Source organism: Capnocytophaga felis, assembly GCF_009684755.1.
In the GTDB taxonomy this organism is placed as follows: Bacteria; Bacteroidota; Bacteroidia; order Flavobacteriales; family Flavobacteriaceae; genus Capnocytophaga; species Capnocytophaga felis.
In genome coordinates, this window is the sequence record NZ_BLBC01000004.1 from 16,674 (window position 1) to 31,481 (window position 14,808).

Genomic DNA, 14,808 nt, shown 5'->3' on the forward strand with positions numbered 1-14,808 from the left:
TGAGTAAATCAACGCTGTTTTAATAAAAAATGAATTTAGTGAAGCTTAAAACACTGGGGAGATGGGTTGTGTATAATTTTATTTATACTTTTGTCTTGAAACAAAAGTATCAAACATTCAAGACTTTGGATACTTCACTAAAAAATAGCTGTGTTTTCTAAATTTTCCAAACTTGCTCCTTACAGTCGCTTCGAACAGTGGAAAATTCTTAACGAAAACACAACTATTTTTATTAACACTTCGTTTCCAATGCCGTTGACTCACTCTTGAAATTAACAGTGTTTGATTTAGTGAAATACAAAATGCTGGTGAAATGAGCTTCGCAGAGTCTGTGATAAGTGCTTCTATAATGTTTTAGTAAAAATAAAATTAGACCGAGGTTACACAGGTAAAGTAATCATCAATGAATAATATTAAAGGCTTTAAGAGTATCATAATTTATAAGTGAAAAATCTTTCTATCTTTAGATTTCTCTTTTAGAATTAGTTCTAAATTTTTTACCTGTTATAAGTCCAATATAATATTGTTCATTCAAGAAACATAGTATATCTTTACACTTCTTTTTATCGTTAGGCAACTTAATTTTATCATTTTCTATTTCAATACCTTCAAAATTGAATTTTTTTGCAGAAGAAGTTATTTTTTTTATTGTTACAGTCTGTAATAAACCACTTTTTTGAATTAATGTAATTTGTTTTTTTATAGGAGATGTACTTTGTTTTAACCAATCTTTATCTACGCTCAATAAAGAGTTGTTTGCAAATTCTTCAATCATTACTTCAGAAGCCTCTTGGAAAAAATCCATCAATGATATAATCTTATTAGCATTAGCATATGATTTAAAATAGAATTTACCATTTTCATAAATAGCATTTACCATATTTTCAACAATCAGTGCGTTTTCAGAAAATTTATTATAAGTATTGCCATCAAAAAATAATAAGTGTTTATTGGTTAGCAACTTCCTTTTATCAAAATTTTGAAAGTAATACACATCATTTTCTATCCAAAATAAAGATTTGATTTTATCATTAGATAAATCTAAATCATCTAAGCCAATACTATTAGTATTAGCTTCTCCTAGTTCATCCGAAAGTTGAAGTTCAACATAGAGAACCTCATCCTCATCTATTCTATAATTTCCGTCAAATAAAATCTCTTCTGTTTCTTGAGTTTTTATTTTTGTTGAATTACCGATAAAAACATCCCTAATATCTCCCGTAATGTCTTGTGTTAAATCTATTTTTTTGACAGCTCCATTATCTAGCAATGCAAAAAAGTTACAAATGTTACTCATAGTATTTATGATTGGTTTAAAATTACATAATCCGTTAACTGGGAATATTTAGTTATATTCTTTGTATTTTTAAGTTTCTCCTTAGAAATAATCGTATATGATACTTTTGCTTTTGTATTTATTTTATAGTAACGATATCCAAAAAAATTCAATAAAGGATTATAAAAATGTGTTTGTTTATTAATGAATATGATGATTATTATTAAAATAGAAAACCAAAAGATAGTGAATATCAAACCTTTCTTATATAACTCTACACAAGGTAAAAAATAGCTTATAAAAAAAGGTATTAAGTTTACATCCACGCTGTCTATTGAATCCACTTCTATTTTTCGAACAGTAAGCTTTTTAAAAGCTACTTTTATTATCACATAACACAATAGCAAGAATATAGGAAATAAAAATATAAGATTTATTCTATTAAACAAATCTTTCCAACTACTTATGAAAGTAATAGAGTCTCCTTGATTTATGCAATTATACATATCAACAATTCCAATTATTAACATAATTGGTGAATACGCTGTTAGTATAAATAAAATTTTTATAAAGTTTGAAAACATATTTTTTCTAAATCCTTAAAACCCCACCCAATTAGTATCAGGTGGGGCTGTATTTATTGCCCGTCCGTGCTACGGACTATTTCACTTCTTCAAAATCTACATCTTGCACGTTGTCGCCGTTTTGTTGTTGCTGACCTCCTGTGTTAGGTTGCGGTTCGCTTTGGGCCTGTTGTGCTTTGTAAAGGTCTTCGGAGGCTTGCGTCCACGCTTGGTTGATTTTGTCCAAAGCAGGCTGAATTTGTGCTACATCTTGGCTTTGGTGTGCTTTTTTAAGTTCTTCCAAAGCGGATTCAATGCCTGATTTCTTATCTGCCGGAATTTTATCCCCGAACTCTTTCAGTTGTTTTTCTGTTTGGAAAATCATACTGTCCGCCTCGTTGATTTTGTCGGCTTTTTCTTTGGCTTTTTTGTCGGCTTCGGCGTTGGCTTCGGCTTCGCGTTTCATTTTCTCGATTTCTTCCTGAGAAAGTCCTGATGATGCCTCAATACGAATGTTTTGCTCTTTGTTTGTTCCTTTGTCTTTGGCTGTTACGTTGATAATTCCGTTAGCGTCAATGTCAAAAGTTACTTCAATTTGAGGTACGCCTCGTGGTGCTGGCGGAATACCGTCCAAGTGGAAACGTCCGATGGTTTTGTTATCGTTTGCCATTGGTCTTTCACCTTGCAACACGTGGATTTCTACACTCGGCTGATTGTCGGCAGCGGTTGAAAACACTTGTGATTTCTTGGTAGGAATGGTTGTGTTGGCATCGATAAGTTTGGTCATCACACCACCCATTGTTTCAATTCCGAGTGAAAGTGGCGTTACGTCCAAAAGTAGTACGTCCTTCACATCTCCCGTTAAAACTCCTCCTTGAATAGCTGCACCGATAGCAACCACCTCATCAGGATTTACGCTCTTATTTGGTTTCTTTCCGAAGAATTTCTCAACGGCTTCCTGAACGGCAGGAATACGAGTTGAACCTCCCACCAAGATGATTTCATCAATGTCGCTTGGTTTTAATCCCGCGTTTTCAAGGGCTTTTTTACACGGTTCGATGGTTCTTCTTACCAAATCATCAATCAATTGCTCGAATTTCGCACGAGTAAGGGTACGCACCAAGTGTTTTGGTCCGGTTGCCGTAGCCGTGATGTATGGTAAGTTGATTTCGGTTTGCGTAGAAGACGAAAGCTCGATTTTAGCTTTTTCGGCAGCTTCTTTAAGTCGTTGCAACGCCATTGGGTCTTTACGCAAATCCATTTGTTCTTCTGCCTGAAACTCTTCTGCCAACCAATTGATGATTTTTTCATCTACGTCATCACCTCCAAGGTGTGTATCTCCGTCGGTTGAAAGTACCTCAAATACACCGTCACCCAATTCCAAAACGGACACGTCGTGCGTACCTCCACCGAAGTCAAACACTACGATTTTATGGTCGTTGTGGTCTTTGTCCAAACCATACGCCAAAGCTGCGGCAGTTGGTTCGTTGATGATACGGCGAACTTTAAGTCCGGCGATTTCTCCTGCTTCTTTGGTTGCCTGACGTTGTGCATCATTAAAGTATGCAGGCACGGTAATTACGGCTTCGCTTACGGTTTGTCCTAAGAAATCTTCGGCAGTTTTTTTCATTTTTTGAAGAATCATTGCTGAAATTTCCTGCGGAGTGTACAATCTTCCGTCGATATCAACACGTGGCGTATCGTTGTCGCCTTTCACCACTTTGTAAGGCACACGAGCTATTTCTTTTGATGATTCGGAGAACTTATTCCCCATAAAACGCTTAATTGAATAAACGGTTTTGTTAGGATTGGTTACAGCTTGACGTTTTGCCGTATCACCGACTTTAATCTCTCCGCCTTCCACAAATCCGATAACCGATGGCGTTGTTCTTTTTCCTTCAGCATTGGTAATTACCACAGGGTCATTACCTTCCATTACAGAAACACACGAGTTGGTGGTTCCTAAATCTATTCCAATAATCTTGCTCATATTCTTTTTTATTTTTAATTCAACATTTTTTACTTTTCGTGTTCGCTTAGCAGCCTTTCCCACCAAGCGTTTACGGCTACCTAATAGTCAATGATTATGCCAAAGGAAGAAATATGACAAAATGACAGAACCAAGAAGATTTAAACCTGTATAAAATAAAATTCAACCGACAAAATATCGTTATTAAGCTCAAAAATCTGCTATTATTTCTTATTTTTGTGCATTTAATAAATCCTTGATATTATTGTAATGGAATCTCTTAATTTTGATAAGTTACAGATTGAAAATCAGTTTGTAAATCTTCCTTTACCTAACGGAATTTCGCTTCATATCAAACGTGAGGATAAAAATCATCATTTCGTTTCGGGAAACAAACTCAGAAAATTAAAATACAACATTTTACAAGCCCAAAAAGAAGGAAAAACTCGTTTATTAACCTTCGGAGGGGCTTATTCAAATCACATTGCTGCCACTGCTGCTGCGGGCAAACTCACAGGAATGAAAACAATCGGTGTTATTCGAGGAGACGAATTGCATTCAAAAATAGAAGAAAATCCTACGTTAAGTTTTGCCCAAAATTGTGGAATGGATTTTTTGTTCGTTTCTCGTGAAAAATATCGTCTGAAACACACTAACGAATTCTTAACCGAATTAAAAAAGAATTATGATTCAAACACTTACATAGTTCCAGAAGGCGGAACGAATGAATTTGCAGTAAAAGGTTGCGAGGAAATTTTGACTCCGGAAGATGAAAATTTTGATGTAATTTGCTCGGCAGTTGGCACAGGAGGAACTATTTCAGGTTTGATAAATGCGAGTTTTTCACACCAAACCGTTTTGGGTTTTCCTGCTTTAAAGGGCGAATTTCTATCCGATGTCATAAAACGCTACACCCAAAAAACAAACTGGCAACTCATTCACGACTACAATTTTGGCGGATATGCTAAAGTATCCGATGAATTAATATCTTTTTTAAACAACTTTAACAAAAAAACAGGAATTTCCTTAGATCCCATATATACTGGTAAGATGATTTTTGCTATTTTTGCCCTCTCAAATAAAAACTTTTTTAAGCCTAATACAAAAATATTAGCCATTCATACCGGTGGCTTGCAAGGAATTCAGGGCATAAATCAAAAAAGAGCTAAAAAGCATCAACAGATTTTGAATTATGATTAAAAAATTTAGTATATTTTTACTTTCTTTGTTTATATTATCTTCCTGTTCGTCAAGATATTACAAAAACAAGAAAAATCCAAAACGGGTTACTTATCGTGGGCAAAGACCTCCAACAAACGTAATTCCGAAAAAAACAACAACTATTGCCACAAAAAAATATGACAGCTCAGAAGATGATTATCACGAAATTCCTCCTGCAATTCAGGTAACTCCTTCTGTAACACAAAAGTATATTGACGATTATAAAGAAATTGCTATGGTGGAAATGCAACGCTACAAAATTCCGGCAAGTATCACACTGGCTCAAGCAATTTTGGAAAGCGGCTCAGGACAAGGAAAATTGGCACGACACGGAAATAACCACTTCGGAATCAAATGTCATTCATCTTGGCAAGGAAAAACAATGACACACGATGATGATGAAAAAGGAGAATGTTTCCGTCGTTATAAATATGCTTTTGAATCATTTGAAGACCATTCTACTTTTTTGGTAAACCGCAACCGATATGCATTTTTGTTTGAATTAGACCCCGACGATTACGTAGGGTGGGCTCACGGTTTGAAAAAAGCTGGATACGCCACAGACCCAGGATATGCAAAAAAACTAATTCAACTCATTAAAAAACATAAATTATATGAGTACGACCAACAGGTATTAAATCCTGACAGCAAGCTTGTTAGCACACCTAAAACAAATACACCTGTGGAAACTTCAAAAGCTGAAGTTCGGGTTGTAAGTACTCCCAAACCTAAAGCAACAGAAGCCCCTAAAACTATTGAAAATCAATCTAAAACAAAATATTATATAGTAAAGGCAGGTGATACACTTTATAAAATTGCACGAGAACAACAAGTTTCCGTTCAGCAAATTATGAAACTTAATAATTTGAATGAAAAGACAAGTAACGAAATAAAAGTAGGTCAAAAATTACAATTAAACTAATATTTTGAAAATAAAAGACTTAAAAGATTACTTATTTCAAAATCTGGATTTTCTTTACTTAAAGGAGGAAATTCAGGTTTTTTATTTTATGCTGTTGGATTTTTACGGAGGATTTTCCAAAACGGACATTCTTCTCAATCCCGAAACGGAATTAGAAAAATCGTTGGAAATAAGCATTTTGAACGCTATCAGCGAGCTTAAATCTGAAAAACCTATACAATACATATTGGGTGAAACAGAGTTTTTCTCAAATCGTTTTTTTGTTGATGAAAACGTTTTGATTCCCAGACAAGAAACGGAAGAATTAGTTGATTGGATTCTTTCCGAAGTTCCTCATAATGAAGCAATAAACATTTTAGACATCGGGTGCGGAAGTGGTTGTATTTCTGTTTCTCTTGCCAAAGCCTTACCTAATGCAAATGTTACAGCTTTAGATATTTCGGAAAAAGCCATTTCAATTGCTCAAAAAAATGCAATTGAAAACAATACAAAAATTCATTTCATTCAACAAAATATTTTAGCAACGGTTTTTCTTACGGAAAAGTATGATATTATTGTTTCAAACCCTCCTTATGTGCGAGAGCTTGAGAAAAAAGAAATTCAAAATAACGTGCTAAATTATGAACCTCATTTAGCTTTATTTGTACCAGATGATAATGCGTTGATTTTTTACGAAAAAATTGCAGAATTAGCAAAAAATTCACTAACTGAAAAAGGGAAACTTTTCTTTGAAATAAATCAATATTTGGGAAATGAAATGATTGAAATGTTAAAGAAGAAAGGGTTTTCAGAAATAGAATTGCGAAATGATTTGTTACAAAACCCAAGAATGATTAAAGCTATAGTTTAAAAGTGCCTACGACTGGATTCGAACCAGCACGCCCTAAAGCACCACCCCCTCAAGATGGCGAGTCTACCAATTTCTCCACGTAGGCATCAGTAAAACTATGCTAATACAAAAAAAGTTAAGTTCTTCACTTAACCTTTTCTGTGACCTGGCTGGGGCTCGAACCCAGGACCCCAACATTAAAAGTGTTGTGCTCTACCAACTGAGCTACCAAGTCATCATTCATTTCTTGAATGCGGGTGCAAATGTATAGCTTTTTTTTTTATTTAGCAACAAAAAATTAATTATTTTTGCCTCATATTTTTATTTTTTTTTCAAACAACTAAAAAACAAAAAGTTACAAATGAAAATAATTTTATTAGGTTATATGGGAAGTGGTAAAACCACACTCGGGAAAGCCCTTGCCAAGAAAAAAAACTTCCCTTTTATTGACTTAGACAACTATATTGAAGAGAAAGAAGATGCTTCTGTAAAAGAAATTTTTGCAACAAAAGGAGAAATTTATTTCCGCAAGAAAGAAACTTTCTACTTAAATGAATTACTTCTTTCTGAAAAGGATTTTGTATTGGCTTTAGGAGGCGGAACTCCTTGTTTTGGAAATAATATGGATTTAATATCCAAAACCACGAAAAACACTTTCTATTTGAAGTATAATCCTAAATCATTAACCGAACGACTTTCTGTTGAGAAGAATGCTCGTCCGCTGATTTCTCACCTTAAAAACGAAGACTTGGAAGAGTTTATCCAAAAACATTTATTCGAGCGAAATCCGTACTATTTGCGAGCAAATCACACTATTTCTATGGATAACTTATCTGTAGAAGAAAGTTTAAAAAAAATAGACAATTTATTAAACTCCGATGAGTAATTTTCACAAAAAAAACTCAAGATATTAATACAATATCTTGAGTTTTTGCTATGAAGTTTTATTCCTGATAAATTTCTACATAAAGAAAACAATCAACAGCTGGGCTATCATAATCCGCATAAAGGTTGTTAACGGATAAACTGCTGCGTAGGTAACCGCCGGAGCGTCAGAGCCTGTAACATCGTGTGCAAAAGCCAATGCAGGAGGGTCAGTTTGTGAACCCGATAGCAAACCACAAATTTCAAGGAAATTCAGCTTAAAATAAAAACGAGCCAATAACGACACTACTATCAAAGGAATAAGCGTAATCATAACTCCCATCAGCATCCAGAAAAGTCCATCACCTTCCGATAGTGTTTTAATGAAATTCTGTCCTGCTCCCAAACCAACACTTGCAAGGAAAAGTACAATCCCTATTTCACGCACCATTAAGTTAGCACTATGCGATACGTAATGCGTTACTGAAAAACGACCTCCGTAACGGCTAATCAAAATCGCTACAATAAGCGGACCACCAGCCAAACCGAGTTTCACAGGCGATGACATTCCAGGTATATATAGCGGAATAGACCCCAAAATAACCCCAAGAACGATTCCGAAGAAAAGTTCTGCAATATGAGGATGTTGCAAACGTTTTTTAGAATTTCCAAAAACTTTTTCAATCAGCTTGATGTGTTCTTCATCTCCCACTACAGTAATGGTATCTCCAAACTGCAATTTTGTGTCTTTTGTAGGAACAAACTCAATACCGGCACGATACACACGACTTATGGTAACGCCATATTTCTCCCGAACGTTGATTTCTCCCAATTTTTTGCTGTATGCCTGTTTGTTGGTAACGTTCATTCGGCGTGAAACGATATTGGCTGCCTCTTGATCAAAGAGAGATAAACTTGCTTTCTTCCCTATTAATGTAGAGAGTCTTTCAAAATCTTTCGGGCTAGCAACCAACAACAAAATATCTTTTTCACGAAGAAAAGTATCCTTATCCACCAGCAAAACATTTCCATCTCGATACAATCGGGAAATCACAAAGTCCATTCCCAGTGTTTTTTTGATAATTGCGATATGTTTGTCGAACAAAATAGGATTCTCAACACTAACTGCTACCTTATCAACACTTGAATTGTTTTTATTAATTTTCCACTGATTAAGACGTTTTTCGGCATCCAAATTCACTTTAAAAATTGATTTTAAAATCATCATAATTAAAATGATACCCAACACCCCAAAAGGATAAGCCACTGCATACCCGTTAGATACATTTGAAAGTATGCCATCTATGGCTTCCTGTGAAACTCCTCTTGCTATTGAGATATCATCTATTGCTTGCTGAGCCGCACCCAGCCCCGGCGTGTTAGTTACTGCCCCCGACATAATTCCCACAAGTTCTGCCATACCGGTTCCTGTCAGGTAATGCAATCCCACAACAGTCAGCATACAAGTAAGCACTGATATTACGGCAAGGCTATTGAGCTTTACCCCTCCTTGTTGGAAAGAAGCAAAAAAACCGGGACCTACTTGCAACCCTATTGTATAAACAAACAAAATTAATCCGAATTCTTTTATAAAATGCTGAATGTGCCCATCAACTGTGAAACCAAAATGTGCTGCCGCAATTCCTGCAAAAAGCACACAAGCAATTCCAAATGAAATTCCCCACACCCTCACTTTACCCAAAGCTACTCCCAGAGCGATTACTATACTGTAAACAATAACGGTGTAAGCCACATTCTCGTGGTTTGAAAACAGATTTACTATCCAATCCATAATGTTAAAATTTTTAAAATTCTTCGAAACGCAAAGATAATATTTTTATTTGATTTTAAACAATGAAAATTCCTTTTTTTCAATTTCTATTAAACAAAATTACCATATTAATAATTATTCTTATTAGAATTATCATTTTGACAATTTTTAATTCATTCACTTTCAAGCGATAATTATTTTTTTTCAAGAAAAGTTTTTATTTTAAAAAAATATATGTATATTTGCACCCGCATTTGGGAAGATACTCAAGTGGCCAACGAGGGCAGACTGTAAATCTGCTGACTATGTCTTCGCAGGTTCGAATCCTGCTCTTCCCACAAAAAAAGAGATTTTCAATAATTGAAAATCTCTTTTTTTATATAGCATTTTTTATAAAAAGTGATTACTTTTGCAATACATTTAAAAATATGTTATAAAGCTATGTACAAACAACTTATCCAGCCCATTCTTTTTTCATTAGATCCCGAAAAAGCACATCACTTGACTTTCTCTTGGCTGAAATTCATTCATAAAATACCTGGAATTCCTGCAATTATTCGCTCCATATACCAAGTTGAACATCCTTCACTGGAACGAGAAGTTTTCGGGATTAAGTTTAAAAATCCTGTGGGATTGGCAGCAGGCTTGGACAAAGAAGCCAAATTATACGAAGAATTGTCAAATTTAGGATTTGGTTTCATTGAAATCGGGACAATAACTCCCAAAGGACAACCAGGAAACCCTAAAAAAAGATTATTCCGACTTAAAGCTGATAAAGCTATTATCAATCGTATGGGCTTTAATAATCAAGGAGTTGAGGAAGCCATCAAGCGATTGAAAAAAAACAAAAATGTAATTATTGGCGGAAATATCGGAAAAAATAAAATCACTCCCAACGAAGAGGCTGTGAACGATTACAGCATTTGCTTTGAAAAGCTATTCCCGTATGTAAACTATTTCGTGGTTAATGTTAGCTCGCCTAACACTCCTAATTTGAGAACTTTACAAGAAAAAGAACCTCTCACGCTTTTGCTCAACACTTTACAAAAATTAAATTCTCAGAAAGAAAAACCAAAACCTATTTTGTTAAAAATAGCTCCCGATTTGACTGACGAGCAACTTCTTGATATTATTGATATTGTAAAAGAAACCAAAATAGCAGGTGTAATTGCCACAAACACAACAATTTCACGTGAATGCTTGCAATCACCTGATAGAAACGAAAACGGAGGACTAAGCGGAAAACCCTTAACCAAACGTTCTACCGAAGTTATTCGTTTTCTGAGTAAAAAAAGCGGAAAAGCTTTCCCCATCATTGGAGTTGGAGGTATCCATTCAGTAGAAGATGCTCTTGAAAAATTGGAAGCAGGTGCATCGCTCATTCAGCTCTACACCGGATTTATTTATGAAGGTCCAAAACTTATCAAGGATATCAATAAAAAACTCATAAAAATTTAAAATAATCTCGCTTAAAAAAAATTCAAAAACTTTGGTAAGACTACAAAACTTGCCAAAGTATTTTTATTTCTTAGCTTTGCAACACTTTTTTCAATCTTTCAGTTACAAAAATGAATTTATTATCCGTAGAAAATATATCGAAATCATTTGGGGAACGTGTTTTGTTCCAAAATATTTCTTTTGGCATTAATAAAGACCAAAAAATTGCATTTGTTGCCAAAAATGGAACAGGGAAAACCACTCTTTTGAACATTATTGCAGGCAAAGACCAGCCTGACAGCGGAAAAGTAGTGTCCAGAAATGGTATTCATATTGCTTTTTTATCTCAAAATCCCGAATTTAACGAAGATTTAACCATCGAACAGACCATTTTTTCAGTTGAAAATCCTATTCTGAAAGTCATTCAAGAATATGAACACGCTTTACAAAACCCTGAAAACGAAACTGCTTACCAAAAAGCTTTTGAGAAAATGGAGTTGCACAATGCGTGGGATTTTGAAACACAGTACAAACAAATTCTTTCCCGATTAAAACTTGACAATCTGCAATTAAAAATAAAAAATCTTTCGGGAGGACAAAAAAAACGATTGGCTCTGGCAAACGTTCTCATAAGTAAACCTGATTTATTGATTTTAGACGAGCCTACTAACCATCTTGATTTAGAGATGATTGAATGGTTAGAACAATTCTTTGCCAAAGAAAACATTACCTTATTTTTAGTTACACACGACCGTTACTTTTTAGAGAGAGTTTGTAATGAAATCATAGAGTTAGACAACGGTGAACTATTCTCTTATAAAGGAAATTATTCGTATTTTTTGGAAAAGAAAGAACAACGATTAGCACAAGAACAAGCAAGCGTAGAAAAAGCCAAAAACTTATATGTTAAGGAATTAGACTGGATGAGACGCCAACCCAAAGCCCGAACTACCAAATCAAAATCTCGCATTGATGATTTCTATATAATTAAAGAACAGGCTCATAAACGCAGAAAGGAACACACAGTTCAGTTGGAAATTAATATGGAGCGTTTGGGAAGCAAAATTGTGGAATTTCATAATGTGAGTAAAAAGTTTGATGAACTTTTGATTCTCAACAAGTTTGATTACAATTTTATCCGTGGTGAACGGATTGGCATTATTGGCAAAAATGGCACAGGAAAGTCCACTTTTTTGAATCTTTTAACCCAAAAAGTACAGCCTGATAGCGGAAAAATCATTATTGGCGATACAATAAAGTTCGGATATTACACACAAGCCGGCATAGAAGTCAAAGAAGGACAGAAAGTTATCGAAGTAATTCAAAAATATGGTGAATATATTCCTTTACTTAAAGGAAGAACGCTTTCTGCAGCTCAATTATTGGAACGTTTTTTATTCGACCGCAAAAAACAATATGATTATGTTGAAAAACTCAGCGGAGGCGAGCTAAAAAGGTTGTATTTGTGTACAATTTTGATTCAGAATCCGAATTTTTTGATTTTGGACGAGCCTACTAATGATTTGGACATCGTAACGCTGAATGTTTTAGAAAATTTCTTGTTGGATTACCCGGGTTGCCTTGTGGTAGTTTCCCACGACCGTTATTTTATGGATAAAATCGTTGACCATTTGTTCGTTTTTCGAGGAAATGCCGTAATTGAAGATTTTCCCGGAAATTATACGGATTTCCGTGTGTATGAGGAAAGTACACCGCCTGCGGAAGAAACCACAGAAAAAAAAGAAACCGTTAAAAATACGTGGCGAAAAGATGGTTTGAAAGGACTTTCTTTCAACGAACAGAAAGAATTTAATCGTTTAGAAAAGGAAATTCCTTCTTTGGAAGAGAAAAAATCGAAGATTGAGGAATTATTTTCAAATGAAAACCTTTCAAATGATGAAATTCATCAAAAATCAGCTGAATTAGAACAAATAATCAACGAATTAAATCAAAAAACGGAACGTTGGTTTGAACTTTCGATAAAAATGGAGGAAAATGGAGATTAATACAATACAAAAACTTGCAAAAGAGAAGAAAGATGAAAATCAACGCTTCTTTACCAAACTAAAAAAGAAACCTCCGAAAAATCTTGATTATACGGTACAGGAAATTCACAATGAAATTACGGAAGAAACTAATTGTTTAAGCTGTGCAAATTGTTGTAAAACTACCGGACCTCTACTTACAAACATTGATATTGAACGTATTTCCAAACACTTACGGATAAAGCCCTCGGATTTTATCACCAAATATTTAAAAATTGACGAGGAAAATGATTATATTTTTCAGTTGATGCCCTGCCCTTTTTTGGCTTCGGATAATTATTGTTTAATCTACGACGTTCGCCCAAAAGCTTGTCGCGAATATCCGCATACTGACCGAAAAAAAATCTATCAAATTGCAAATTTAACTATAAAAAATACCGAAATTTGCCCTATAGCCTACAAAGTTGTAGAAAAAATGAAAGAAAAACTATGAATTGGCACACTATTTTAGTTGAATATAAGCACTTTTTGCGTCTTCAACGAGGAATGTCAAAGAATTCCGTTGTTTCTTATGGTTTGGATATTGAAAAACTCATATCTTATCTCGAAAAATATGAAATCAACGAAAATCCAAGTACTATTTCTACGGATACGTTACGTCAGTTTATCTACGATGCATCAAAAGAACTAAACACACGTTCGCAAGCACGTCTTATTTCAGCTTTGAAAAGTTTTTTCAAATTTATGACTTCAGAAAAAGGCAGAGAAGACTTCCCGATGAACCTAATTGAAAGTCCAAAAATCGGGTTAAAACTTCCCGATACACTTTCTTTAGAAGAAATTGATAAATTATTGATTTCAATAGACTTAAGCACAGAGGAAGGACACAGAAACAGAGCAATTATTGAAACTCTTTACGGTTGTGGATTACGTGTATCGGAACTCATATCGCTGCGATTATCAGATTTATTTTTTGAGGAAGATTTTATTCGAGTAATTGGAAAAGGTAACAAACAACGCCTTATTCCTATAGGAAATTTCACACAAAGACAAATTGAAAATTACATTAATCATCAACGAAAAAAACTGAAATTAGCTAAAGGACACGAAGATTTTGTTTTCCTAAATAGAAGAGGCAAGCAATTAACAAGGGCAATGATTTTCACTATTGTCAGGCAAGTTGCCGAAAACATAGGATTGAAGAAAAAGATAAGTCCGCATACATTTCGCCACTCATTTGCAACACATTTGCTTGAAAACGGAGCGAATTTGAGAGCTATTCAAACAATGTTAGGACACGAAAGTATCACAACAACAGAGATTTATGTTCACGTAGAAAATTCACACTTAAGAGAGATACTAACAAGCTTTCACCCTCGTCAAAATATGAAAAGCCCATAAGAGAGAAATTTTTTGAAAAAATTCTCTCTTATGGTAATTTTTTAAAAACGAGTGTAAAGAATTTCTACTTTATATCTTCAAAATCAAAATTTGTAAAGGAGCCACCAACTCCCACTTGTTCTTGATAAAAGGTTTTCTTAAAATCTTTCTGGTGACGTTCTGAGATAACCTCTTCTCCCTTCTCTTCAAAAACGTAGTTAGTCATTTCATTCAAAATTTCCTTAAACAACTCAAAATCTTCTTTATACAAATAAATTTTGTGCTTCTTGTAGTGGAATGACCCATCCTCGTGAGTGAATTTCTTACTTTCTGTTATTGTGAGATAGTAATCCCTTGCACGTGTGGCTCTTACATCGAAAAAATAAGTCCTTCTACCGGCTCTCAAAACTTTTGAGAAAATTTCTTCATTGTCCAAAAATTCTTTCTCTTCCATAAACCTTAGTTTTTATTAGTCTTTATATGTTAACATTGTTGGGACAAAAGTCTAAAAAAAATATCGTTCATACAACTCTTTAAAAACTTTTTTGTATTTTTTAAGAATCTTTATATCATCCCACACATAAACATCTC

13 protein-coding genes and 3 tRNA genes are annotated in these 14,808 nt (G+C 34.4%); 9 read left to right on the top strand and 7 right to left on the bottom strand.

Annotated features, from left to right (window positions below; all coding sequences use genetic code 11):
- Positions 1-463 precede the first annotated feature (463 nt).
- The 3 genes from GN105_RS01020 to dnaK all read right to left on the bottom strand — a co-directional run bounded on the left by GN105_RS01020 (position 464) and on the right by dnaK (position 3,829).
- Positions 464-1,297 carry a hypothetical protein gene (locus GN105_RS01020; protein ID WP_155283599.1) on the bottom strand — a complete coding sequence of 278 codons (834 nt, stop codon included), beginning with the start codon at positions 1,295-1,297 and terminating at the stop codon, positions 464-466.
- A 5-nt stretch (positions 1,298-1,302) separates the two neighbouring features.
- Positions 1,303-1,860, bottom strand: a complete 558-nt coding sequence (locus tag GN105_RS13155) for a KwaA family protein (RefSeq protein WP_505621980.1) — start codon at positions 1,858-1,860, stop codon at positions 1,303-1,305.
- A 76-nt stretch (positions 1,861-1,936) separates the two neighbouring features.
- Positions 1,937-3,829, bottom strand: coding sequence for a molecular chaperone DnaK (gene dnaK / locus GN105_RS01025; protein WP_155283600.1), 1,893 nt, complete (start codon positions 3,827-3,829; stop codon positions 1,937-1,939).
- A 249-nt stretch (positions 3,830-4,078) separates the two neighbouring features.
- Here dnaK and GN105_RS01030 point away from each other — a divergent pair, with 249 nt between their 5' ends.
- From GN105_RS01030 to prmC, 3 genes are read left to right on the top strand one after another with little or no spacing between them, the layout of a single operon-like run.
- Complete coding sequence (locus tag GN105_RS01030) at positions 4,079-5,008, top strand: 1-aminocyclopropane-1-carboxylate deaminase/D-cysteine desulfhydrase (RefSeq protein ID WP_155283601.1); 930 nt, start codon at positions 4,079-4,081, stop codon at positions 5,006-5,008.
- On the top strand, positions 5,001-5,951 hold the full coding sequence (locus tag GN105_RS01035; protein WP_155283602.1) for a glucosaminidase domain-containing protein: 951 nt from the start codon (positions 5,001-5,003) through the stop codon (positions 5,949-5,951). Before GN105_RS01030 ends, GN105_RS01035 begins: the two co-directional genes overlap by 8 nt.
- Positions 5,952-5,955: 4 nt before the next feature.
- Positions 5,956-6,801, top strand: a complete 846-nt coding sequence (gene prmC / locus GN105_RS01040) for a peptide chain release factor N(5)-glutamine methyltransferase (protein ID WP_155283603.1) — start codon at positions 5,956-5,958, stop codon at positions 6,799-6,801.
- A 3-nt stretch (positions 6,802-6,804) separates the two neighbouring features.
- Here prmC and GN105_RS01045 read toward each other — a convergent pair.
- Together GN105_RS01045 and GN105_RS01050 are read right to left on the bottom strand one after the other, a co-directional pair.
- Positions 6,805-6,886: transfer RNA gene (locus GN105_RS01045), tRNA-Leu, on the bottom strand.
- Between the two features lie 56 nt (positions 6,887-6,942).
- Positions 6,943-7,015 (bottom strand) — tRNA-Lys (locus GN105_RS01050).
- A gap of 126 nt (positions 7,016-7,141) precedes the next feature.
- Between GN105_RS01050 and GN105_RS01055 the strand changes: the two genes are divergently transcribed.
- A complete protein-coding gene (locus tag GN105_RS01055) occupies positions 7,142-7,666 on the top strand; it encodes a shikimate kinase (RefSeq protein ID WP_155283604.1) in 525 nt (174 codons plus the stop codon).
- Between the two features lie 75 nt (positions 7,667-7,741).
- On the opposite strand, the gene GN105_RS01060 is transcribed toward GN105_RS01055, so the two are convergent.
- On the bottom strand, positions 7,742-9,436 hold the full coding sequence (locus GN105_RS01060) for a putative transporter (RefSeq protein ID WP_155283605.1): 1,695 nt from the start codon (positions 9,434-9,436) through the stop codon (positions 7,742-7,744).
- Positions 9,437-9,671: 235 nt separating this feature from the next.
- On the opposite strand from GN105_RS01060, the gene GN105_RS01065 reads away from it, so the two are divergent.
- The 5 genes from GN105_RS01065 (at position 9,672) to xerD (ending at position 14,238) form a co-directional block, all read left to right on the top strand.
- Positions 9,672-9,753, top strand: a tRNA-Tyr gene (locus tag GN105_RS01065).
- Positions 9,754-9,856: 103 nt separating this feature from the next.
- Positions 9,857-10,873 carry a quinone-dependent dihydroorotate dehydrogenase gene (locus GN105_RS01070; RefSeq protein WP_155283606.1) on the top strand — a complete coding sequence of 339 codons (1,017 nt, stop codon included), beginning with the start codon at positions 9,857-9,859 and terminating at the stop codon, positions 10,871-10,873.
- A gap of 110 nt (positions 10,874-10,983) precedes the next feature.
- Positions 10,984-12,858: an ABC-F family ATP-binding cassette domain-containing protein gene (locus GN105_RS01075; protein ID WP_155283607.1), complete on the top strand. Its 1,875-nt coding sequence runs from the start codon at positions 10,984-10,986 to the stop codon at positions 12,856-12,858.
- Positions 12,848-13,330 carry a YkgJ family cysteine cluster protein gene (locus tag GN105_RS01080; protein ID WP_155283608.1) on the top strand — a complete coding sequence of 161 codons (483 nt, stop codon included), beginning with the start codon at positions 12,848-12,850 and terminating at the stop codon, positions 13,328-13,330. Before GN105_RS01075 ends, GN105_RS01080 begins: the two co-directional genes overlap by 11 nt.
- Positions 13,327-14,238 (top strand): site-specific tyrosine recombinase XerD, encoded by a 912-nt coding sequence (gene xerD / locus GN105_RS01085; protein WP_155283609.1) that lies wholly within the window; start codon positions 13,327-13,329, stop codon positions 14,236-14,238. The genes GN105_RS01080 and xerD overlap by 4 nt, the downstream gene beginning before the upstream one ends.
- 64 nt (positions 14,239-14,302) lie before the next feature.
- Here xerD and GN105_RS01090 read toward each other — a convergent pair whose 3' ends face one another.
- The gene (locus tag GN105_RS01090) at positions 14,303-14,671 is read right to left on the bottom strand and encodes a PUR family DNA/RNA-binding protein (protein ID WP_155283610.1); all 369 of its coding nucleotides are present in this window, start codon (positions 14,669-14,671) and stop codon (positions 14,303-14,305) included.
- Positions 14,672-14,808: the final 137 nt, after the last annotated feature.

Bases quoted from the DNA above. Each gene is read 5' to 3' on its own strand.
- GN105_RS01070 (WP_155283606.1), top strand. From the start codon at position 9,857: ATGTACAAACAACTTATCCAGCCCATTCTTTTTTCATTAGATCCCGAA.
- GN105_RS01020 (WP_155283599.1), bottom strand. From the start codon at position 1,297: ATGAGTAACATTTGTAACTTTTTTGCATTGCTAGATAATGGAGCTGTC.
- dnaK (WP_155283600.1), bottom strand. From the start codon at position 3,829: ATGAGCAAGATTATTGGAATAGATTTAGGAACCACCAACTCGTGTGTT.
- GN105_RS01035 (WP_155283602.1), top strand. From the start codon at position 5,001: ATGATTAAAAAATTTAGTATATTTTTACTTTCTTTGTTTATATTATCT.
- GN105_RS01090 (WP_155283610.1), bottom strand. From the start codon at position 14,671: ATGGAAGAGAAAGAATTTTTGGACAATGAAGAAATTTTCTCAAAAGTT.
- GN105_RS13155 (WP_505621980.1), bottom strand. From the start codon at position 1,860: ATGTTTTCAAACTTTATAAAAATTTTATTTATACTAACAGCGTATTCA.
- GN105_RS01080 (WP_155283608.1), top strand. From the start codon at position 12,848: ATGGAGATTAATACAATACAAAAACTTGCAAAAGAGAAGAAAGATGAA.
- GN105_RS01075 (WP_155283607.1), top strand. From the start codon at position 10,984: ATGAATTTATTATCCGTAGAAAATATATCGAAATCATTTGGGGAACGT.
- GN105_RS01060 (WP_155283605.1), bottom strand. From the start codon at position 9,436: ATGGATTGGATAGTAAATCTGTTTTCAAACCACGAGAATGTGGCTTAC.
- xerD (WP_155283609.1), top strand. From the start codon at position 13,327: ATGAATTGGCACACTATTTTAGTTGAATATAAGCACTTTTTGCGTCTT.
- GN105_RS01030 (WP_155283601.1), top strand. From the start codon at position 4,079: ATGGAATCTCTTAATTTTGATAAGTTACAGATTGAAAATCAGTTTGTA.
- GN105_RS01055 (WP_155283604.1), top strand. From the start codon at position 7,142: ATGAAAATAATTTTATTAGGTTATATGGGAAGTGGTAAAACCACACTC.